The organism is Burkholderia sp. AU45274, from assembly GCF_030482505.1.
Lineage (GTDB): Bacteria > Pseudomonadota > Gammaproteobacteria > Burkholderiales > Burkholderiaceae > Burkholderia.
The window spans coordinates 144,156-165,323 of the sequence record NZ_JAUJQE010000010.1; the positions used below are offsets into that span (position 1 = coordinate 144,156).

Here is a 21,168-nt window from a genome sequence, read left to right on the forward strand (position 1 = left end):
TTCCTACGTCGTTCGCCGGCGAGCGCGTCAGTCGTCGGAACCGCCCGAGGCGTCCGGTGCCGGCTCGGCGGCACCTTCACCCGGCTTGCGGTTTCGCACGCCGCCGCGGCGGCGCCGCTTGCGGGGCGATTTTTCCTTCGTGCCGCCCTGCGTGAGCAATGCCTCGCGAGCGGCCGCGTCGCCTTCGATGAAATCCGTCCACCACTGTCCGACTTCCATATCGAGCTCGCCGGATTCGCAGCGTAACAGGAGGAAATCATACCCCGCTCTAAACCTTTGGTGTTCCAGCAGCCGCATCGCGCTGCGGCCCGAGCGTTTCTCGAGACGCAGCTGCAGGCCCCAGATCTCGCGCATGTCGGCCGAGTAACGCTTGTGGATCGCGAGTTTCTCGGTCTGCATGTCGAGCACGTCGTCCATCGCGCGATGGAGCGCCGGCACCGGGATTTCGCCTTCGGCCGTGTATTGCTCGAAGCGCTGGCGCATGTCGTGCCACAGCAGCGTCGCGAACAGGAAGCCCGGCGAGACCGGCTTGCCGGCGCGCACGCGTGCATCGGTGTTGTTCAGCGCGAGCGTGATGAACTTCTCGCCCTGCGGCTGTTCGAGCACGACGTCGAGCAGCGGCAGCAGCCCGTGGTGCAGGCCCTCCTTGCGCAGCCGCTGCAGGCACGCGAGCGCGTGGCCCGACAGCAGCAGCTTCAGCATTTCGTCGAACAGGCGCGCGGCCGGCACGTTGTTGATCAGGTCGGCGAGCGCGTTGATCGGTTCGCGCGTATGCGGCTCGATCTCGAAACCGAGCTTGGCTGCAAAGCGCACGACGCGCAGCATCCGCACCGGATCTTCGCGGAAGCGCGTGGCCGGATCGCCGATCATCCGCAACAGGCGGGCGCGCACGTCGGCCATCCCGTCGTGGTAGTCGAGCACCGTCTGCGTCGACGGGTCGTAGTACATCGCGTTGATCGTGAAGTCGCGGCGCGCGGCGTCTTCGTGCTGCTCGCCCCACACGTTGTCGCGCAGCACGCGGCCGCTCGCGTCCACCGCATGCGTGCGGCGATCGAGTTCGTCGCGCTTCAGGCGCTTCGGCGGCTCGGCAGCGGCCGCCTCGGGCGGCGCATCGACCAGCGCGCGGAACGTCGAGACCTCGATCAGCTCCTGGCCGAACTGCACGTGCACGATCTGGAAGCGGCGGCCGATCAGGCGTGCGCGGCGGAACAGGCGCTGCACCTCGGTCGGCGTGGCGTCGGTCGCGACGTCGAAGTCCTTCGGCGCGATGCCGAGCAGCAGGTCGCGTACCGCACCGCCGACGATGAAGGCACGGAAGCCCGCCTGCTGCAGCGTGTCGGTCACGCGCACGGCATTCTTCGAGATCAGCGCCGGGTTGATGCCGTGCACGCTGGCCGGCACGACGGTCGGTTCATGGTTGCTGCGCGGTTTCTTCGCGCCGCCGCCGCGGGCGCCCTTCGGGGCGCGCGGGGTAGCAGGGGCCGCTTCGTCGGCCGGGGCCGTTGCGGGAGACGTTTGCTCGGTTTCGTCCTGGCCGAGCAGCTTGCGGATGAATTTTTTGATCACGACGTTCAGAAGAGATCGAGGATGCGCCAGCCGCGGTTGCTTGCATGCGCACGCAGCGTGTCGTCAGGGTTGGTCGCGATCGGGTCGGTGACTTTCTCGAGCAACGGGATGTCGTTGTGCGAGTCGCTGTAGAAATAGGTGTGCGGGAAGTCGCTCCATTGCTTGCCGAGCGACGCGAGCCACGCTTCGGTCCGCACGATCTTGCCTTCGCGATAGCTCGGCGTGCCGGTCGGCCGGCCCGTGTACGGCGAATCGGGATGCCCGTCGGTCGTTTCGACCTCGCAGGCGATCAGCGTGTCGACGCCGAACGCGGACGCGATCGGGCGCGTGATGAATTCGTTGGTCGCCGTCACGACGCAGCACAGGTCGCCCGCATCGAGGTGCTTGCGCACGAGCTCGAGCGCGGCGGGTGTCATGGCGGGCCGGATCACCTCGTGCATGTACTGATCGTGCCATTCGGCCAGCTGCGCGCGCGAATATTTCGCGAGCGGCGTGATCATCGCCGTGAGGTACGCGTGGATGTCGAGCTTGCCGGCCTTGTAGTCGGCGAAGAACTGATCGTTCTGACGCGAGAAGCTTTCCGCGTCGACGATGCCGAGCTTCACCATGAAGCGGCCCCATTCGTGGTCGCTATCGGTCGGGATCAGCGTGTGATCGAGGTCAAAGAGTGCCAGATTAGTCATGGAAGCGCATTTTACTCGAAGCGGTTCGGGCCCGTGCCCGGTGGTGTGATGTCGTCGCCGGGACGCGCCAGCATGCGGCGCAGCAACGGCAGCGTGACGGCGCGTTTCTGCTCGAGCGAGAAGCGGTCGAGCGCGTCGAGCAGCGCCATCAGGCTCGGCATGTCGCGGCGGAAATGGGTCAGCAGGTAGGCGGCGATGTCGTCGGTGAGCGCGATTCCGCGCTCCTTCGCCGCGAGCTTGAGCACGGCGATCTTGCCGGCGTCGGACGGCGGCGACAGGTGGAACACGAGCCCCCAGCCGAGGCGCGTGCGGAGATCCTCGCGCACGTCGAGCGCGAGCGGTGCCGCGGGGCCTGCCGCGACGAACGCGCTCGACGGGTGCGCGCGCACTTCGTTGAACAGGTTGAACAGCGCGACCTGCTGCGTGTCGCTCATCCGGTCGCAGTCGTCGATCGCGTAGATGCCGATGCGCGGGTCGAACGTGAACGCGCCGAGCGGGCTCTGCGGCGTCAGGTAGCGCGCATAGCCGTACGACGCGTCGCTCACGAGCGCCTGCAGCAGATGGGTGCGGCCGCAGCCGGGCTCGCCCCAGATGTAGAACGACCGGTCCGGCACGGGGCCCGCCGCGAGCGCGAGGTCGAGCTTCTGCAGGCGCGAGATGAGCTCGTCGTTCTCCTCGTTCATGATGAAGTTGTCGAACGTGGCGGGCGGCGGCGTGCCGAGATCGAGCGTCAGTTGACGAGACACAACAGTCACAATGCGGGTCGGTTGAAAATACGCGCGCCGTACGCCGGGCACGCGCCGGGGCTTGCGTCTTCACGGGCTTCACGCGCGGCCGCACGCACGGCGCCACGCCGGTTTCGGCGCGGTTCGCTCGGCGATGAAAACGGGGACGTGTTGACCAAGATGCAATCCCTGACGATTCGGTGCTGGGAATTCCGGCCAACGGGCCGGCTTCGGGTAAAATCGCATTTTACCGACCTTCTCGCATTCCCCCATGAATCCTCCGAAATCCGCTCCCGACGCTCAGGGTCTGTCCTATCGCGACGCAGGTGTCGACATCGACGCGGGCGACGCACTCATCGACAAGATCAAGCCTTTTGCGAAGAAAACCCTGCGCGACGGCGTGCTCGGCGGCATCGGCGGGTTCGGCGCGCTGTTCGAAGTGCCGAAGAAGTACAAGGAGCCCGTGCTCGTATCGGGCACCGACGGCGTGGGCACCAAGCTCAAGCTGGCGTTTCATCTGAACAAACACGACACCGTCGGCCAGGATCTCGTCGCGATGAGCGTGAACGACATCCTCGTGCAGGGCGCCGAGCCGCTGTTCTTCCTCGACTACTTCGCGTGCGGCAAGCTCGACGTCGACACCGCGGCAACGGTCGTCAAGGGCATCGCGCAGGGTTGCGAACTGTCGGGCTGCGCGCTGATCGGCGGTGAGACGGCCGAAATGCCGGGCATGTACCCGGACGGCGAATACGACCTGGCCGGCTTCGCGGTCGGCGCGGTCGAGAAGAGCAAGATCATCGACGGCAGCACGATCGCCGAAGGCGACGTGGTGCTGGGCCTCGCATCGAGCGGCATCCACTCGAACGGCTTCTCGCTCGTGCGCAAGATCATCGAGCGCGCGAACCCCGACCTGTCGGCCGATTTCCACGGCCGCTCGCTGGCCGACGCGCTGATGGCGCCGACCCGCATCTACGTGAAGCCGCTGCTCGCGCTGATGCAGAAGCTGTCGGTGAAGGGCATGGCGCACATCACGGGCGGCGGTCTCGTCGAGAACATTCCGCGCGTGCTGCGCGAAGGCCTCACCGCCGAGCTCGACCAGAACGCATGGCCGCTGCCGCCGCTGTTCAAGTGGCTGCAGGAGCACGGCGGTGTCGCCGATGCCGAAATGCACCGCGTGTTCAACTGCGGCATCGGCATGGCCGTGATCGTGTCGGCGGCCGATGCCGACGCAGCGATCGCCGACCTGACCGCCGCCGGCGAACAGGTGTGGAAGATCGGTACCGTGCGTGCGACCCGCGAAGGCGAGGCGCAGACGGTCGTGGTCTGACGCACTGCCCGCAGCAGATGCAGCAAGGAAAGCCGCCCGGAGTCGATCCGGGCGGTTTTTTTCGGGCGTTGCGTGGCGTACGGGCGCGCGCCGATGAAGGAGGGACGACGATGACCGAAGACGAACGCGCGATCCGCGAGCTCGTGGACAACTGGTTCGTGTCGAGCCGGCGTGGCGACCTGGCGACGGTGCTCGACCTGATCGCCGACGACGCGATCTTCATGGTGGCCGGCAAGCCGCCGTTCGACAAGGCGGCGTTTGCGGCCGCGTCGCGCGACGCGAACGCCGGGGGCGGCAACGCGCCGACGATCGACGGCCGTTACCGGATCGACGAACTGCGCGTGCTGGGCGACTGGGCGTACATGCGCAATTTCATCGAGATCGAGGCGACCCCGCCGGGCGGCGAGACGATCCGCCGGTCGGGCCATACGCTGACGATCTTCCGCAAGGCCGACGGCCGCTGGCAGCTCGTGCGCGACGCGAATCTCGTGACGCTTGCGCATTGAGCACGACGGTGCCCGCTGACGCTCATGCGGACGGCCGTGTCGCGCCCGCCGGCCGCGCACCGGCCAGCAACGGCGGGACGAGCAGATAAAGCAGCGCGGCCGCGGCCCAGACGAGCCCCGGCCACGTCGCGCGTGTCGCCGCATAGGTCGCGGTGACGACCAGCGGCCCCGCGACGCCGATCAGGCTCGCCACGCTCGCGAGCGCGCCTTGCAGCTCACCCTGGCGCGCATCGTCGACCTGCCGCGCGAGCATCGCCTGCAGGGCCGGCAGCGTCATTCCGCCTGCCGCGAACAGCGGCAGCAGCGCGAACGGCACCCACGCGGCGGTCGCGAACGCAATTGCCGCGAGCCCCAGCGCATCGCCTGCGAGACCCAGTGCAAGCGCGCGGCGCTCGCCGAGCCGCGCGATCAGCGGCCCGATCGCGAAGGCCTGCGCGAGTGCGTGACACGCGCCGTAGCCCGCCAGCGACAGCCCCGCGATCGGCGTCGACCAGCCGAAATGCTCCTGGCCGTACAGGATCCACAGTGTTGCGGGCGCCTGCGACACCAGCGCCACGATCACGTAAATGCCGATCAGCGGTGCGAGCGCGGGCGTGCCGGTCAGCCGGCGCAGGCTGGCGAACGGATTGAGCGCGCCAACCGCATGGCTTTCGCGGGCCGAACGCGGCCGCGATTCCGGCAGCGCACGCCAGACCAGCGCGAGATTGAGCGCGTTGAGCACGGCGGCTGCGACGAACGGTGCGCGCAGGTGCAGCGCGCCGAGCAGGCCGCCGATCAGCGGGCCGGCGATGAAGCCGATGCCCATCATCGCGCCGAGCTGGCCGAAGCGTCGTGCGCGATCGGGTTCGGCGGTGACGTCGGTGACATAGGCAGTCGCGACCGCGACGTTCGCGCCGGTGATGCCTGCGATCAGCCGCCCCACATAAAGCCAGGCGAGCGTCGGCGCGAGCGCCATCAGCAGGTAGTCGAGCGCGGCGCCCGCGAGCGACGCGAGCAGGACCGGCCGGCGGCCGAAACGGTCGCTCAGCGCGCCGAGCAGCGGGGCGCACAGGAACTGCGCGAACGCATACAGCGCAAGCAGGATCCCGTAATGGGTGTCGGTGCTGCCTGCGTCGGCGAGCGAGCGCAGCAGCCCGGGCAGGATCGGCATCACGATCCCGACGCCGATCGCGTCGAGCAGGACCGTGGCCAGGATGGCGATCAGGGATGGATTCAAGAGCGTGACTCTATCGGTGATAGAGTGGCGATTATTCCACAGCTTTCCCTATCGGTGATAGAGATGAAGGACACAGGGGCGCGGCTGACGCGCGACACGGTATTGCGCGCGGCGCTCGACCTGCTCGACGAAGTCGGCATCGACGGGCTGTCGACGCGCAAGCTCGCCGAGCGGCTCGGCGTGCAGTCGCCGACGCTTTACTGGCATTTCAAGAACAAGGGCGAACTGCTCGACGCGATGGCCGAGGCGATCATGCTCGAGCGTCACGATGCGTCGCTGCCGCGGCCGGGCGAAGCGTGGGATGCGTGGCTTTTGGACAACGCGCGCAGTTTTCGTCGTGCGCTGCTGGCCTATCGCGACGGCGCGCGCCTGCATGCCGGGACGCGGCCGCGCGCGCTGCATTTCGGCTCGATCGAACGCAAGGTCGCGCTGCTCGGCGACGCGGGTTTCGCGCCGGACGAGGCGGTCGACGTGATGTATGCGCTGGGCCGCTTCGTGGTCGGATGGGTGCTGGAAGAGCAGGCGGAACCGGACGGCGACGCCGATGCGCCGCTGCCGGACGCGGCCGAGTATCCGCTGCTCGCGAAAGGCTGGGCCGCGCTGCGCGCGCGCAGCGGCGACGAGGCGTTCGAGCGTGGCGTTGCGTTGATCGTCGACGGCGCCCGTGCGCGCCTGGCAGCGCGCAAGCGCGGCTGACGCGGTCAGCCCGGCGTGCGGCCGTCGAGCACGCGTTCGAGCGCGTCGAGTGCGCGGGCCGTCGAGTCCGGCGCGATGCAGTCGACGACGATCCGCTCCGGCATCGCGCGCAGCCAGGTGATCTGGCGCTTGCAGAGCTGGCGCGTCGCGAAGATGCCCTTGTCGCGCATCGTCCGGTAGTCGGTGTCGCCGTCGAGGAATTCCCACGCCTGCCGGTAGCCGACGCAGCGCATCGACGGCAGATCGGGATGGAGGTCCTCGCGACGACGCAGCCGTTCGACTTCGTCGATGAAGCCCGCGTCGAGCATCGCATCGAAGCGCTGTTCGATCCGTTTGTGCAGTACTGCGCGATCCGACGGTTCGAGCGCGACCGGCACGAAGCGGTAAGCGGCGGCCGCATCGTCGGTGCGCCGCGGCGCGGCAAGCAGCACCGACATCGGCTGCCCGCTCAGCATGAACACTTCGAGCGCACGCTGGATCCGCTGCGAATCGTTCGGTGCGAGCCGCGCGGCCGTGTCGGGATCGACCTGCGCGAGCCGCGCATGCAGCGCGGGCCAGCCATCGCGCTCGGCTTCGGCATCGAGTGTCGCGCGTACGTCCGGATCGGCGCCCGGCAGGTCGTTGAGTCCCTGCGTCAGCGCCTTGTAGTACAGCATCGTGCCGCCCGCGAGCAGCGGCGTGCGGCCGCGCGCGGCGATCTCGCCGATCAGGCGCAGCGTGTCCGCGCGGAAGCTCGCGGCCGAATACGCGTCGGCCGGATCGATGATGTCGATCAGGTGATGCGGCACGCTCGCGCGCTCGTCGCGCGACGGTTTCGCGGTACCGATATCCATGTCGCGGTAGACGAGCGCCGAATCGACGCTGACGATCTCGATCGGGCGACGCGCGGCGAGCGCCAGCGCCGCGGCCGTCTTGCCCGATGCGGTGGGGCCGAGCAGGCAGGCGATCGTCGTCGGGCTGGGGGTGGCGTGCTGTGCTGCGCTCATTGGCCGCGCATGAAGAGGCGGTCGAGATCGTTCAGCGTGAGCTGATACCACGTCGGCCGGCCGTGATTGCACTGGTCCGCGCGTTCGGTCGCTTCCATCTGCCGCAGCAGCGCGTTCATCTCGTCGAGCGTCAGGCGCCGGTTCGCGCGCACCGCGTGATGACACGCGAGCGTGCCGAGCAGTTCGTGCTGACGCTCGGTGAGCACGCGCGAGCCGCCGAACGCGTGCAGATCGGCGAGCACCGCGCGCGCGAGCGACTGCAGGTCGGCATCCTTCAGCAGCGCCGGGACCGCGCGGATCGCGAGCGTCGTCGGCGACAGCACCGCCAGGTCGAAGCCGAGCGATTCGAGCGTGTCGCGCTCTTCCTCGACCGTACCGATCTCGACCGGCGTGGCCGTCATCGAGATCGGCAGCAGCAGCGCCTGCACGGCGACCGAGCGGTCGGCAAGCGCGTTCTTGAACTGTTCGTACAGGATCCGCTCGTGCGCCGCGTGCATGTCGACGATCACGAGGCCGTGCGCATTTTGCGCGAGCACGTAAATGCCGTGGATCTGGCCCAGCGCGAAGCCGAGTGGCTGCTCGTCGTGCGTGGTCGCGGCGATCGGCGACGCGGTGAAGCCCGACAGCGGTGCGATCGGCGCGTCGGCCGAATCGCGTGCGAGGGTCGTCGTGCCGTCCGGCGTGCCCGCGCCCGTGTCCTTGCGGCCGAGCAGCGCGTCATAGAGCGCGAGCGGCTGCGCAACGGGCAGCGTGCCCTGGGTCATCCGCGCCTGGCGCATCCACGTGTTGCCCGACGATGAGGACGACGACGGCGACGAGAAGCCGCTACCGCCGCTGCCGGTTGCGTGGCCCTGGCTTTGCCCGAGCGGTGTGTCCAGGAACGAAGCGGGCCCACGCGGCGCCGGTGAGAGTTGCGCAGCATGGCCGCCCGCCGTGGTTTCCGGCGACGCGCCCGCGTGGCGCGCCAGTGCGCGCTGGACCGCATGGAAAACATATTGGTGGATCGAGCGCGAATCGCGGAAGCGCACCTCGATCTTCGACGGGTGCACGTTCACGTCGACGGCTTCAGGAGGAAGGTCAAGAAACAGCACATACGACGGGTAGCGGTCGCCGTGCAGCACGTCCTCGTAGGCCGCGCGTACTGCGTGCGTCAGCAGCTTGTCGCGTACGAAGCGGCCGTTGACGAAGAAGTATTGCTGGTCGGCGCGACCGCGGCTTGCGGTCGGCAGGCCGGCGCAGCCGTAGACCGCGAGCGGGCCGGCCTGCTCGTCGAGCGGCAGGTGCGCGGTCGCGAAGCTGTCGCCGAGGATCTTCGCGACGCGCTGCGCCGGCTCGGTCGCATTCCAGTGCTCGACCGCCTTGCCGTTGTGCAGCACCGAGATCGCGACGTCCGGCCGCGCGAGCGCCGCGCGGCGAATCATTTCCAGGCAGTGGCCGAACTCGGTCTGCTCGCTCTTCAGGAACTTGCGCCGCGCGGGCGTGTTGAAGTACAGCTCGCGCACCTCGATCGTCGTGCCGGTCGCCCCGGCGGCCGGCGACAGCACGCCCGTCTGCGCGTCGATCTTCATCGCGTGCGCGGCCTCGGCCGTCCGGCTCGTGATCGACATCTCGGCGACCGACGCGATCGACGCGAGCGCTTCTCCGCGGAACCCGAGCGTCGCGACCGCCTCGAGCTCCTCGAGCGAGCGGATCTTGCTGGTCGCATGGCGCATCAGTGCGAGCGCCAGCTCGTCCGGCGGAATCCCGCAACCGTCGTCGGTGATCGAGATGCGCTTGACGCCGCCTTCTTCCAGCACGATGCGTAGCGTGCTGGCACCGGCGTCCATCGCGTTTTCGAGCAGTTCCTTGACGACCGACGCCGGGCGTTCGACGACCTCGCCGGCGGCGATCTGGCTGATCAGCTGGTCGGGCAGGGGCTGGATCGCGCGCAGCGGGCGCGGAGCGGGGGCGGGCGCGGCGCCCGCGGCCGTTTCGGTGATATCGGACATGGCCGAATTATAGCGAGGCGGCGAATGCGTGCCGGGGCGACCGGCGGTTACGTTTTTTCACGGAGCCTTAAGGTAGTTTCGGTATCATGGGTCCGTAACACGCCCGGCCTTGACCGGTGGGCGCTTCAGCCTTTTTCGGCCGTTCCGGCCCTATCGCCTTCGAGGAATCGCATTTGGATACGCTGCTTCATTTCGTCAACCTTGTCCTGCATATCGACGCTTTCCTCGGCGATTTCATCCGGCAGTACGGCGCGTGGGTCTATCTCGTGCTGTTCCTGATCGTGTTCTGCGAGACGGGGCTCGTCGTGTTTCCGTTCCTGCCCGGCGATTCGCTGCTGTTCATCGGCGGCGCGTTCGCGGCGACGGGCGAGATGAATGTCGGCCTGCTGATCGTGCTGCTGCTCGTCGCGGCGATTTCCGGCAACACGGTGAACTACATGATCGGCCGCTGGATCGGCCCGAAGGTGTTCAATACGCATATCCCGGTGCTCGAGCGCTTCCTCGATCGCGCCGCGCTGCAGAAGACCCACTCGTTCTACGACAAGCACGGCGGCAAGACGATCGTGCTCGCACGCTTCATTCCGGTCGTGCGGACGTTCGCGCCGTTCGTGGCGGGTGCGTCGTCGATGAGCGCCGCTCGCTTCCAGCTCTTCAACGTGATCGGTGCGCTGGTGTGGGTGCTGCTGCTCGTGCTGCTCGGCTATTTCTTCGGCAACATCCCGTTCATCCGCCAGTACCTGAACGTGATCGTGCTGGTCGGGATCGGGGCGGCGGTCGTGCCGGTCGCGCTTGGCGCGGTGTGGAAGCTGGTGCGGGGGCGGCGGTCGGATAACGCGCAGAAGACGGGCGGGCGCTGAGCGGGGAGCGGTTCGTTTTCTTTTTGGTTCAATGAAAAAGCGTGGCGGGTGCCACGCTTTTTTTCGTCCAGTGCCGGCTGATCAGCATGGTCTAGATTTGCTGGATTCGGCGTTGAAGATCGTTGTGCCGAACGGACTGACACGGTTGTCTGGGGGCAAGGAAGGGCATCGCCGTTCCGGGCTGCGGCGACTGAGAGCACTGCTGTTTGAGGCGTGAGGCTCGGGCGCGCCGCGTCTTACTTTAGCCTGCTCAGTGACGTGTTGGCTGCCGGACTGCCAACGCGTTCGGGGGAGCTTAATTGCTTCGCTCATTCAGCCAAGCGACGGTTCGGAAGCCCTTCCATTTCCGAATGGTTTCAATGGTTGCTTCAAGTGCCTCGATCTGTTCCATTAGGTCCTTTACCTCGTTCCCGTGTTTCCGCTCTGCCTGTGCAAGATTTTCCAGTTGGCATGTCAGCAGTTGGTGGTTTCGAGTCGCGAACTGCTCCGCGGCATGCGCGTGATCGTGTCGAAGCGAAGCAAGAGCTGCGAGGTAGCGTTTACCGAGACTCGATTGGCTACCGCGAGAACTCGGCTCGTATTGGGCAAATTCCGATGCTAGTTTGGTGAGAGCGGTTGACAGTGCATCCGGATTGCACGAAGCATGTTCGTTATGGAAGCCTAGCGAACGCGTCGCCGGAGCGTCTGACAGTTCGGGAACGGCGGGCTGCTGAGGGAGATCCGGCTCAGTGGTTGCTGCTACGTCTATCGGCCGCAGTCGTTGCAATTCGGTGAATCCGTCGAATTGATCGAGCATGGACTCCGCGCTCGCGAACCAACTCAAAATCGTACTATCGAACGCGACGAGTTCAACGATTTGCTGTTCGATGACCTCGCGAATCCGATCCTCAATTGCTCGAATGGCATTCTGATGGGCTGAGCGAAGGGAGTCTATCGCCGATTCGTGAGCAGCACGTTGCTTTTCCGCTTGGAGCTCAAGCGCGGTTGTATGGGATGCCGTCAAGGCGGCGTTTGTCGTTTTGTATTCTTGCGCCAGCGCAGTCTGCTGCTCTTCCGAAATGCGCGCTGCTGCTTCGAACTGAGCTTTCAGCAATTCGATTGCCGCGTTGTGCTGAGTGTCGCGTTGTGCGAGATCCTGCTTCAATGCCTGCAAAGTTTGCCGGTGGGCATCCTCAAGAGATTGAGTCAATCGGGTATGCTGCTCGTCCGAACTGCGCGTTGCAGTCTCGAATTGTGCTTTCAGCAGTTCCATCGCCGCCGCATGCTGGGTGTCGCGGCGCGCGAGTTCCAGTTGCATCGTCTGCAAGGTTTGCCGATGAGCGTCCTCAAGGGATTGCGTCAACCTGGTCTGTTCTTCGCGCGCGCTGACGTGCGCATGTAATGCCCCCTGTAACTGCGTTACCTCAGCTTCCAGCTCCCTTGCCCGAATCTCGCCGTGTTGGCACGCGAGTTTCGCACAGGCAAGTTGCGCGTCTATGCCGATCTTGAGGAAATTGATCTGAAATTCGAGACGGAAAGCGGTTGGGTCTGGTGACTGAATCTGGATGTCGTTGAAGATGATCTGAGGGTCCTTGCTCTCGAAGTAGAGAATGCCGTCTACGCTGAATGAGCAATTTGATGTCAGCTTGTCCATCAAGTTGATCGAATCGTTCGGTCGAGTGAGGATGGCATCTTCGACAATCAGGACCGCAGAGTCATCGATCGGGTCGAGTCGCAGTGTCTTAATGTCGGTGGTGCGATCGACGTTAAAGACATATCTTGCGGAAACCTTGTGCTGATCGATGGCTTGGCTTGACGAATGCTCTTCCGAAAAGCCGTTACCAAAATCAACAAAAAGTTGGATTTTCGCTGCAGAAGGTATGCTCTGTCCCAGTCTTCGTTCGACATCAACAATGACGGATTTCAGGTGTTCCGCTTCCGTGCGATGAATATCGCGATCGCGCCGTGCGTTTGTGATCTCTCGGTGAAGCGCGACCCGATCAAGCGAATCGAAGCTCGGAAAGAGATCTCCTTTTGAAATGCTTGCTGAATTCGCAAGTTCGCTAGCAATCCTTACTTTGTCGGGCCGGGCCGTTTGGGCGTGCGAGCGCATTGCCCTGGATGAATCGATTCCAGCCAGGACCGATCGCAATTGTTCATAGAGATATTTGCCATCGGTGATGAACCGCGGGAACTCGAGGAAGATAAGCGGTACGCGCTTCTTTACACAGGCATGGATTACTTGGTGGAAACCCATCGATAGTAGCCGCGCTTGGTCGATCGGGTTCAACGAATAGACCGTGCCCCCTGGTACGGTTCCCCACGTATGCCAGCGCGTCAGTTCATTGGGAATTTCTTCGCGCCCGAGGCGTGCACGCAATTCGTTTACTACTCTGCTAGTGGCGGCTTCCACAAGATCCCGCATGGGGACGATGACGGCATCGACCTGGACGTCATCGCGCGCCAGTAGCTCATTGACAAATTCATAGAGCCATGGGGACTTGACGACATAGGGGAGGTCGGCATCCTTTGCTGGAAAGTCTTCAAGGCCCGCATTGGCATTCTCGTCGATCCAACCATCGGGATTTCTGCTGAGATGAGTTTCGAGTCCGCACGCTGTGAGATATTGGACCAGGAAGCTTGTTCCGGCACGACCCGTGCCAGCGATGAGAAGGTGATGTTTCAATTTGCTGTAAGCAACTGTAAGTATTCCGATAATCTGTTAATTCTACTCCGGTGACGGTGGTCATTCCCCGCCTTGTTTTTGTTCCGTCGTGAGGGAAGTTCGCGTGTGCTGTGTTGGGAAGATGGCTGCTGTAGCGCCATAGTCGAAGCGCGGATAGTCAGTCCTGATCCGCCCGGAACCTTGCAGTACAAACCAAAGCGCCAGGGTTAGGGTCGACCTTGACAGTCAACCCCTCGTTCCGAAGGACGAGGGGTTGTAGGAAGTTTGAAATGTGATCGCGTCACGTTCGTTGATGGACTGCGCCGTCAAGCAGTGCGGTGCGAGACCGGGGTTTCGGGCGTCGGGTATTGCGCGTCGCGGAACGTATCGAGGATCACGCGGTTGGTATCGCAGTACACCTGCCAGTAGTTCTCGGGGGCCGTGGACGGGCGCACGAACAGCAACGGGCCTTCCGGTGTGAACTGCAGCACGCCGACGTCCGGCGCCGGGGTCGTCAGCACGTTCGGGATCTGCTGGATCGACGTCTTCAGGCGATTGATCGCGTCGACCGCATCGACGCCGTTCGCGATCTTCGCGGTCAGGTCGACGCGACGATACGACGTTGCGCTGTAGTTCGCGATGTTGTCCGAGAAGATCTTGTTGTTGCCGACGATCGTCACGATGTTGTCGGCGGTGACGATCGTCGTGCCGAACAGGCCGAGCTCCTTGACCGTGCCGGTGACGCCGCCTGCGTTGATCACGTCGCCGATCTTGAACGGACGCAGCACCTGCATGAACACTCCTGCGGCGAAATGCGCGAGCAAGCCGCCCCAGGCGGTGCCGATCGCGAGGCCGAGGCCGGCGAGCAGGGCGGCGAACGAGGTCGTCTGCACACCGAAGATTTGCAGGATCGCGAGGATTAGCAGAATCGTCAGCAGCACGCCGACGACGGACGTCAGGTAGTCGGTCAGTGTCGGGTCGACCTTGCCGCTGCGGCGGACGACCTTGCCGAGCAGGCGCGTGGCGATGCGGATCGCCACGCGGCCGACGAACCACAACACGATCGCGGCGAGGAGGTTGAGGCCGAAGTCGAGACCGCGGGTCATCAGGAATTGCTGGGCGGTGGCGAGCTCTATCATGCGTTCTCCGGGGGAACTGGGAAAAGGCGGGCGCGAGGAGAGGTGTCGCCGCGATTTTTATACTGTGACATAGGTCCGTGGGCAACCCGATGATAGTTATGCAGCTCGGCGCCGTGCAAAAGGTTGGCGCTTTGATTTGCATGCTCGATTATGCTGGGTCTCGATGAGTTGAGTACTGTCGATAGCGCCAGGAAAGGTGGCGCAAGGCGTTGCGAGTCCAGCGAAATGCCTTCAGATATGGGCGCCAGCGATCCCGAGCGACGGTTCTGAGCGGGCGCGCAGCAGCTTCCGATAGTTGGCTGACGACGGCTTCGGGAGTGGTAAAGAGCTGGAGCTGCCAGTCCCAGTAAAGCGGATAGCGCAGGAGGGTACCAGCCACCAACATATCGAGCGACAGTGTCCGTTCGCGCCAAGGCAGCGGTGCGAGGTTATCCTCGGTCAGACCCCAGCCGGCATAGAACGGTAACCCGTACGTGCACACTGTTTTGCCTCGCAGCAACGCGTCGAATCCGGCGAGGGACGACAGTGTGTGCACTTCGTCGGCAGCCTCGATCAGCGAAATCATGTCCGACTCGGAGTCGACGATGTTCGCAAGCTGGGCGGCGTTGATGAGGCCGTTCCGGTTTCCGGACAAAACATCCGGATGAGGCTTGTACACGATAAACGCGCTGGGTTGACGCTCGCGCACGCGGCGCAGCAACATATCCAGGCTGTTAATGCCACGCGTGCCGAGCCGGATTGACGCGTCGTCAGCGACTTGGCCCGGCACAAGAATGATGGTTTTGCCGTCCGGGGCACGCCATTTTGGTGCTCGGCGACCCAGGTTGTATTTGGTCAAGCCCGCGCTGACGATCTTGTGCCGCAATGCTGCTGCTCGCGCCAGTTCAGCGTCGTTAAAAGTCTCGTGATTCAGCAGATCAGTCAGGTCGCTGGGTGTGCTGGCGTCGAAATAGATGCCTCGGAGATCAACGACCTGGCTGCGCGGCGGTGACATATCCGATCCCAAGCCTGCGGAATGGATAAAACCATCTTCGATTCGGAGATGTGGCGCGCTGGACAGTTTGTCCGCCGTGCGTGCCCCCCAGAAGGCGGCGAATTCGCCCTGTTTCGTTGGATGCGATCCGTCCGCCCAGCGAAGCCGCCCGCCGCCCGCGGTCAGAAAGGGTGTAGCAAACGGCCGTTTCCACCATTGAAAGCGGATGCCCACGAGCTGATCGATGCCTGTGAATCTCCGTGCGATTGAGTGTTGCACTTCGATGAAATCGAGCAACGAGCCGAGCGTTCCGGGACCGTACGTTATCGGGTCAAGATAATGCACGTGCTCCAGAAATATACATTCGAACAGTGCTGCGATCGTCGGGCGTGCAACGCGACCGGGCAGTGACCGGGCGTCACTAGTCAATCCCCATCCGGCATAGAGCGGGTGACCGAACACATGCAGCGGCACGCTCGCGAGCAGTGCGCCCATGCCTTCCGACGCCGTGACGACGTACACGCGGTTGACGTGACGAAGGAGATCGCACAGTGACGTGTTTGCGTGGAGGAAGCGCGCGCTGTCCGGCATTGAGACGTGCGACGACAGCCAGGGGCCGCTTCCTGGATCGTTGCTGCGCAATATCCAGATTGACGCGCCGTGATCAAGATTGCAGACTTGGGCAACCATTTCTCGAAATTGTTTCACGCGCTGAGTCGGTCGTGAGTCACGATCGACTGCCGAATGCGTTCGCTCGTCGATCAGGAGGACAGCCGGGCGCATTGCATCGTGTTCCAGATCGCTCGGCAAGGCGATATTCCTGGTGCGCATGTGCAGCGCATCCGATGCTAAAACACGGGACATCAGCGTTTCTATTACCGGTGACGTTTTTGTCCGTGGTGCAAGCTGCAATTTCGTGTTCAGTGCGGCGACGAACTGATCGGCGTTTTCGCCGCCAATCGATGGCAGCCACGACAGGGGCGGCAATCCGGTAGATGGTCGTCCAGCGATTGGGCCCGCAACGATTCCTCCGCGTGACCAACCGGCGAGAGGGCGTAGCCTTGCGCGTATCATGTGGCGGTGCCAGATCGCCGCGATGCCGTTGACTATGCGCCGCATGTGGCTCGGATTGCCCGATAGCGATTGATTGGTTGTACGCGCACCGCTTCCATCCGGGCGAAAATCAGGCGAGTCATCGTTCAGTTCAGTGTGGCGAGAAATGCATCGACGCGGTCAAAATGATCGCACCACGTTGGCACGCGAAAGCGGGGAATACGCAAGAGTTGAGCCGAGCGCTCCGGGCTGTCCCTTGTTGCGTACGACATTATCCGCGCCTGCCATCCCGGTCCGTCCAGCGGATCGAGATAATCGGGGATGTCATCAGCGATCTCATGAAATATCGCGATGTCACTTGCCAGCACGGGTACGTTCAGCCCGAGCGCTTCGACGAGGGGCAGGCCGTAACCTTCCGCAAAAGACGGGAAAAGCAGCGCACGAGCACGTTGCAACAGCGCGCTCAGGCGCTCGTCCGAACAGTCCGGCTCCTCAACGACAAAGCCTCGCAGTTCGGCGCAGCGTTCGAGCATGTCGACGACGTTTTCGCATTCCCAGCCACGACGGCCGACAATCACGAGCTTCGGTGCGGTGTCACCATGCAGTTCGACAAGTCTGCGCCATACATGCAGCATGAACCAGTGATTCTTCCGGGGTTCGATGGTGCCAAGCATGACAAAGTATGGTTCGCTCGGCGGCGGGGCGCTTGTGATCCGGTGCGCCGGCGCTGGCGCGAGATGTGCAACGACGCTAGGGGGCAACGGCAAACCCGCCAGTTGTGCCTCGTCGACGAGCGCATCGAGCGTGCCCCGAGAATTGGCAATTAGGCCGCTCGCATGTCGTAATGCAGTCCGGATACGTTTGCGATGCGCCTCGTCGACGCCTGGGCGGCAGTATTCAGCGTGAGTTAGCGGGATGAGGTCGTGCACCATGAAGACCGTGCGGACATTGCGCTTCTTCATGGCCCGATAGTAGCGCGGAAACTCCATGCCATTGTGACTGGTATGGAGGAGTGTGGCGCGTTCTGATTCGGGCGAGGCAAGTGACCGGAGCAAGGTTCGAGCGACAAGCCTGCGCAGCAATCCGGTGTCTTGTTTTGCCGACAGGAGCAGCGAGAAGATGCGCTGGGAGTCCCGATCCGACATTATCGCAGAGAAGCCCTGTTCACTCAGAATCCCACGGGCTCGCTCGCCATATCTTTCAATGTAAGCTAGCCCGACTCGATCGACGCCGGTGGGAATCAGGCCTTTATGAAAACGTTTGACAAGTCGGGTGACGTCCAGAAGAAATTGTGTCACAGGGATGTAATAGTATTGCGCTGCGCAGGCGGCGATCGTCGTGGGATGGCGTTCGTTTGCTGAACTTCGAAGACTCAAGCAACAGAAATGACCAAATCATTCTATGATATCTCGCACTGTGCGACAATTCGCGCCAGTCTATTTTTAAATCCGCGCTACATGTCGTATTTGCTAAGCCGTGCCGTAACGCCCTTGCTGCTGATCGGCGTACTCGCTGGTTGCTCCGCCATCCCGACATCGGGGCCAAGTGCCTCGCGGGTCAACCGAGCAGCGAATTCCTCATCTGCCACCCAGGGTGCGACCGGAATCCAGGTTGTCGACATAACCGACGACATTGCTCGGAAGCTCTTTGCGGAGAGAGGCCGTGCTGATTTTGCGACGGCACTTGGCGGTTCAGCGAACTTCCAGCAGCAACTGGGTGTTGGCGATACGATCGAAGTGTCGATCTGGGAGGCGCCTCCTGCAATGCTGTTCGGGGCGTCGCAGGGCGACAACCGTAGCGGGCCCAGCAATGCTCGCGTGACGGTGCTGCCGGACCAGACAATCGATGGTAGCGGCTATATCAGCGTACCGTTCATCGCCAATGTCAAGGCGACCAACCGCACACCGACACAATTGGCTGGCGATATCACAAATCGATTGAAGAATATCGCACACGATCCGCAGGTCCTAGTCAAGCTTTCTCGCAATGCGACCTCATACGTGACTGTGGTTGGGGACGTGGTGAACAGCAACCGCATGCAGTTGTCTGCTCGTGGCGAGCGGCTGCTAGATGCGCTGGCGAGCGCTGGCGGCGTACGCCAGCCAATCGACAAGATCACGCTGCAGGTGACCCGTGGTGACAAGGTGGTTGCACTGCCGCTTGAAACCGTGATTCGCGATCCGAGGCAAAATGTTCCGCTGCGTGCTGGCGATGTCGTCACCGCGCTTTTCCAGCCATATAGCTTCCTGGCGTTAGGGGCGACCGGCAAGAATCAGGAAATCAATTTCGAAGCTCAGGGTATCTCGCTCGCGCAGGCGCTTGCGCGTGCCGGCGGGCTTGAAGACTCGCGCGCCGACGCACAAGGGGTGTTCGTCTTCCGTATGGAGGACGCAAACGCTCTCAATTGGCCGGATCAGCCTGCGCGTACGACTGCTGACGGGAAAGTGCCAGTTGTCTATCGACTAGATCTCCATGATCCCAATTCGTTTTTTATTGCGCGAAATTTCATGATGGACAACAAGGACTTGTTGTATGTGTCTAATGCACCTGTCACTGAGCTTCAGAAGGTTTTGAATCTCGTATTCTCGGCTGCATATCCTGTCCTGACGGGTGTCCAAGTTACGCGATAACTCGAAAAATGTGGAGAGGATCGTGCGCTCCTGAATGCTGAGAAAATCGGTGGTGCGCACGAGGTTGATCTCCGTTGGAGTGCGATTTTTTGAATTTCCTGGCCTGACTCTAAAGGTCGTGGATGTGTCAATATAATAATTTGAGAAAATCAAACGCGAATCCGATCTTCGGGTTAATTGTTTTCGATTTTCTGTTTGATTACATGACTGGGAGAACTTATGTTGCTCGTTACTGGCGGGGCTGGCTTTATCGGCGCCAATTTTGTACTGGATTGGCTTGCAAATAGCGACGAGCACATCCTCAACCTCGATAAGCTGACCTATGCTGGAAATCTTGATACGCTGAAATCGCTGGATGGCGATAATCGTCACACATTTGTACGCGGCGATATTGGCGATCGTGAGCTTATCAGCTCGCTGCTTGAGCAGTACCGGCCTCGCGCCGTTGTGAATTTCGCAGCTGAATCCCATGTAGATCGTTCGATTACGGGGCCAGGGGAGTTCATTCAGACGAATGTGGTGGGCACGTTCAATCTGCTTGAAGCCGTGCGCGGTTTCTGGAGCGAACTCCCCAGCGACGAACGTCAGGCGTTCCGGTTTCTTCATGTGTCGACCGATGAGGTATTCGGCACGCTTGACGAGAGCGATCCGCCATTTGCAGAAACGAATCCGTACGAACCGAACAGCCCGTATTCTGCCAGCAAGGCTGCTTCTGACCATTTGGTTCGGGCGTGGCATCACACGTACGGCCTGCCTGCGGTGACGACAAACTGTTCGAATAACTACGGTCCGTATCATTTTCCTGAGAAACTTATTCCGCTTGTCATTCTCAATGCGCTGGCTGGAAAGATTTTGCCTATTTATGGTGATGGTCAGCAGATTCGCGACTGGCTCTATGTGAAAGATCATTGCTCTGCGATTCGAGCGGTTTTGAAGTCGGGTGTCTTGGGCGAGACCTACAATGTCGGTGGATGGAACGAAAAAGCCAATCTCGATGTCGTGCGTACGATTTGCTCGATTCTTGACGAATTGAAGCCGCGTGTGGACGGAGAGTCGTATGCGACGCAAATCAGTTTCGTTCAGGATCGTCCTGGCCACGATCGTCGGTACGCGATCGATGCGCGCAAGCTCGAGCGCGATCTGGGGTGGAAGCCGGTCGAAACATTTGAGACGGGGATACGCAAAACTGTCGCGTGGTATCTTGAAAATCAAGCATGGGTGGCGAACGTGACAAGTGGGCAGTATCGCTCGTGGATCGAGTCGCAATACGGAGCATGACGATGCGGCGAATTCTGATTAGTGGAGCTAACGGTCAGGTCGGATTTGAGTTGCGCCGCTCGCTTGCTCCGTTGGGTATGGTTACGGCGCTGACCCGGCAGGACATGGATCTCTGCAAGACCGACAGCATTCTCGCTGTGCTTGAGCGAGAGCGGCCCGATGTGATCGTCAATCCGGCCGCTTATACGGCTGTCGACAAGGCTGAGAGCGAGCCCGATGTCGCGCGTGCAATCAACAGCGCGGCGCCGGGTGTCATGGCAGAGTGGGCCGCCGCGCACGGAGCAACGATCGTTCACTACTCGACTGACTACGTATTTTCGGGTTCGGGAACCACGCCCTACCGAGAGTCGGACCAGGCAGACCCGCAGTCCGTCTATGGTTTGACAAAGTGGGAGGGGGAGCAGGCGGTGCGCCGCTCCGGAGGCCGGCATCTGATTTTGCGGACCAGTTGGGTCGTCGGAGCGCATGGTGCCAACTTTCTGAAGACCATCTTGCGTCTTGCTCGTGAACGTGAGCAGCTTAAAATTGTTGCGGATCAGGTGGGCGCGCCGACTTCCGCGGCTCTCATCGCCGACGTTACGGCACTTCTTCTTGCGCGACATGGTCAGCAGCCTGATGCTTTTGACTATGGCACCTACCATTTGGCTGCCGGAGGCGAGACGACATGGTATGAGTACGCGCGCCATGTGGTGGCCGCAGCGGAGCGAAGCGGTCTTGCGTTAAAACTGAAGGCGGAAGAAATTCTGCCGATTGCGACGTACGAATATCCTTTGCCAGCAAGGCGTCCCGCCAATTCGCGGCTGGATTGCAGCAAGTTGACCGGTGCGTTCGGGCTACATCTGCCTGATTGGCGCCATGGCGTCGATCACGTCTTTTCTGAAATACACGACTGAGGCAGGAG

At 62.6% G+C, this 21,168-nt stretch carries 17 protein-coding genes; 7 read left to right on the forward strand and 10 right to left on the reverse strand.

Features of this window, described 5'->3' with window-relative positions:
- Positions 1-27 precede the first annotated feature (27 nt).
- Genes pcnB through hda form a run of 3 tightly spaced genes read right to left on the reverse strand, consistent with a single transcriptional unit; the run spans position 28 to position 2,995 of the window.
- Positions 28-1,566 carry a polynucleotide adenylyltransferase PcnB gene (pcnB, locus tag QZM35_RS29560; protein ID WP_089424563.1) on the reverse strand — a complete coding sequence of 513 codons (1,539 nt, stop codon included), beginning with the start codon at positions 1,564-1,566 and terminating at the stop codon, positions 28-30.
- Positions 1,567-1,571: 5 nt separating this feature from the next.
- Complete coding sequence (locus QZM35_RS29565; protein ID WP_089424564.1) at positions 1,572-2,249, reverse strand: HAD family phosphatase; 678 nt, start codon at positions 2,247-2,249, stop codon at positions 1,572-1,574.
- An 11-nt stretch (positions 2,250-2,260) separates the two neighbouring features.
- Positions 2,261-2,995 (reverse strand): DnaA regulatory inactivator Hda, encoded by a 735-nt coding sequence (gene hda / locus QZM35_RS29570; RefSeq protein WP_006484992.1) that lies wholly within the window; start codon positions 2,993-2,995, stop codon positions 2,261-2,263.
- Positions 2,996-3,245: 250 nt separating this feature from the next.
- Between hda and purM the strand changes: the two genes are divergently transcribed.
- Positions 3,246-4,301: a phosphoribosylformylglycinamidine cyclo-ligase gene (purM, locus tag QZM35_RS29575; RefSeq protein ID WP_006484927.1), complete on the forward strand. Its 1,056-nt coding sequence runs from the start codon at positions 3,246-3,248 to the stop codon at positions 4,299-4,301.
- A gap of 110 nt (positions 4,302-4,411) precedes the next feature.
- Positions 4,412-4,807, forward strand: coding sequence for an SgcJ/EcaC family oxidoreductase (locus QZM35_RS29580; RefSeq protein ID WP_174973286.1), 396 nt, complete (start codon positions 4,412-4,414; stop codon positions 4,805-4,807).
- Positions 4,808-4,829: 22 nt separating this feature from the next.
- On the opposite strand, the gene tet is transcribed toward QZM35_RS29580, so the two are convergent.
- Positions 4,830-6,023: a Tet(A)/Tet(B)/Tet(C) family tetracycline efflux MFS transporter gene (tet, locus tag QZM35_RS29585; protein ID WP_301777351.1), complete on the reverse strand. Its 1,194-nt coding sequence runs from the start codon at positions 6,021-6,023 to the stop codon at positions 4,830-4,832.
- A 63-nt stretch (positions 6,024-6,086) separates the two neighbouring features.
- Here tet and tetR point away from each other — a divergent pair, with 63 nt between their 5' ends.
- Complete coding sequence (tetR, locus tag QZM35_RS29590) at positions 6,087-6,719, forward strand: tetracycline resistance transcriptional repressor TetR (RefSeq protein ID WP_089424567.1); 633 nt, start codon at positions 6,087-6,089, stop codon at positions 6,717-6,719.
- A 5-nt stretch (positions 6,720-6,724) separates the two neighbouring features.
- Here tetR and miaA read toward each other — a convergent pair whose 3' ends face one another.
- Both miaA and mutL read right to left on the reverse strand, forming a co-directional pair.
- Complete coding sequence (gene miaA / locus QZM35_RS29595; RefSeq protein ID WP_174973290.1) at positions 6,725-7,705, reverse strand: tRNA (adenosine(37)-N6)-dimethylallyltransferase MiaA; 981 nt, start codon at positions 7,703-7,705, stop codon at positions 6,725-6,727.
- Entirely contained in the window at positions 7,702-9,693 is a 1,992-nt protein-coding gene (gene mutL / locus QZM35_RS29600) for a DNA mismatch repair endonuclease MutL (protein ID WP_301777352.1), read from the reverse strand. Before mutL ends, miaA begins: the two co-directional genes overlap by 4 nt.
- A 173-nt stretch (positions 9,694-9,866) precedes the next feature.
- On the opposite strand from mutL, the gene QZM35_RS29605 reads away from it, so the two are divergent.
- Positions 9,867-10,550, forward strand: a complete 684-nt coding sequence (locus QZM35_RS29605; protein ID WP_174973294.1) for a DedA family protein — start codon at positions 9,867-9,869, stop codon at positions 10,548-10,550.
- A 295-nt stretch (positions 10,551-10,845) separates the two neighbouring features.
- Here QZM35_RS29605 and QZM35_RS29610 read toward each other — a convergent pair whose 3' ends face one another.
- The 4 genes from QZM35_RS29610 to QZM35_RS29625 form a co-directional block, all read right to left on the reverse strand.
- Positions 10,846-13,215 (reverse strand): hypothetical protein, encoded by a 2,370-nt coding sequence (locus QZM35_RS29610; RefSeq protein ID WP_301777353.1) that lies wholly within the window; start codon positions 13,213-13,215, stop codon positions 10,846-10,848.
- A gap of 305 nt (positions 13,216-13,520) precedes the next feature.
- Entirely contained in the window at positions 13,521-14,333 is an 813-nt protein-coding gene (locus tag QZM35_RS29615; RefSeq protein ID WP_174973298.1) for a mechanosensitive ion channel family protein, read from the reverse strand.
- A 148-nt stretch (positions 14,334-14,481) separates the two neighbouring features.
- Entirely contained in the window at positions 14,482-16,293 is a 1,812-nt protein-coding gene (locus QZM35_RS29620; RefSeq protein ID WP_254600193.1) for a capsular biosynthesis protein, read from the reverse strand.
- Positions 16,294-16,505: 212 nt separating this feature from the next.
- Positions 16,506-17,657 carry a glycosyltransferase family 1 protein gene (locus QZM35_RS29625; protein ID WP_174973302.1) on the reverse strand — a complete coding sequence of 384 codons (1,152 nt, stop codon included), beginning with the start codon at positions 17,655-17,657 and terminating at the stop codon, positions 16,506-16,508.
- A gap of 159 nt (positions 17,658-17,816) precedes the next feature.
- Here QZM35_RS29625 and QZM35_RS29630 point away from each other — a divergent pair, with 159 nt between their 5' ends.
- The 3 genes from QZM35_RS29630 to rfbD all read left to right on the forward strand — a co-directional run bounded on the left by QZM35_RS29630 (position 17,817) and on the right by rfbD (position 21,160).
- Entirely contained in the window at positions 17,817-18,989 is a 1,173-nt protein-coding gene (locus QZM35_RS29630; protein WP_174973545.1) for a polysaccharide biosynthesis/export family protein, read from the forward strand.
- 219 nt (positions 18,990-19,208) lie between these two features.
- A complete protein-coding gene (gene rfbB / locus QZM35_RS29635; RefSeq protein ID WP_174973304.1) occupies positions 19,209-20,267 on the forward strand; it encodes a dTDP-glucose 4,6-dehydratase in 1,059 nt (352 codons plus the stop codon).
- A 2-nt stretch (positions 20,268-20,269) separates the two neighbouring features.
- Complete coding sequence (rfbD, locus tag QZM35_RS29640; protein ID WP_174973306.1) at positions 20,270-21,160, forward strand: dTDP-4-dehydrorhamnose reductase; 891 nt, start codon at positions 20,270-20,272, stop codon at positions 21,158-21,160.
- Positions 21,161-21,168 lie beyond the last annotated feature (8 nt).

Excerpts from the sequence above, each read along its gene's own strand:
- QZM35_RS29565 (WP_089424564.1), bottom strand. The coding sequence starts at position 2,249 with ATGACTAATCTGGCACTCTTTGACCTCGATCACACGCTGATCCCGACC.
- purM (WP_006484927.1), top strand. The coding sequence starts at position 3,246 with ATGAATCCTCCGAAATCCGCTCCCGACGCTCAGGGTCTGTCCTATCGC.
- QZM35_RS29580 (WP_174973286.1), top strand. The coding sequence starts at position 4,412 with ATGACCGAAGACGAACGCGCGATCCGCGAGCTCGTGGACAACTGGTTC.
- tetR (WP_089424567.1), top strand. The coding sequence starts at position 6,087 with ATGAAGGACACAGGGGCGCGGCTGACGCGCGACACGGTATTGCGCGCG.
- miaA (WP_174973290.1), bottom strand. The coding sequence starts at position 7,705 with ATGAGCGCAGCACAGCACGCCACCCCCAGCCCGACGACGATCGCCTGC.
- mutL (WP_301777352.1), bottom strand. The coding sequence starts at position 9,693 with ATGTCCGATATCACCGAAACGGCCGCGGGCGCCGCGCCCGCCCCCGCT.
- QZM35_RS29615 (WP_174973298.1), bottom strand. The coding sequence starts at position 14,333 with ATGATAGAGCTCGCCACCGCCCAGCAATTCCTGATGACCCGCGGTCTC.
- QZM35_RS29630 (WP_174973545.1), top strand. The coding sequence starts at position 17,817 with ATGTCGTATTTGCTAAGCCGTGCCGTAACGCCCTTGCTGCTGATCGGC.
- rfbB (WP_174973304.1), top strand. The coding sequence starts at position 19,209 with ATGTTGCTCGTTACTGGCGGGGCTGGCTTTATCGGCGCCAATTTTGTA.
- rfbD (WP_174973306.1), top strand. The coding sequence starts at position 20,270 with ATGCGGCGAATTCTGATTAGTGGAGCTAACGGTCAGGTCGGATTTGAG.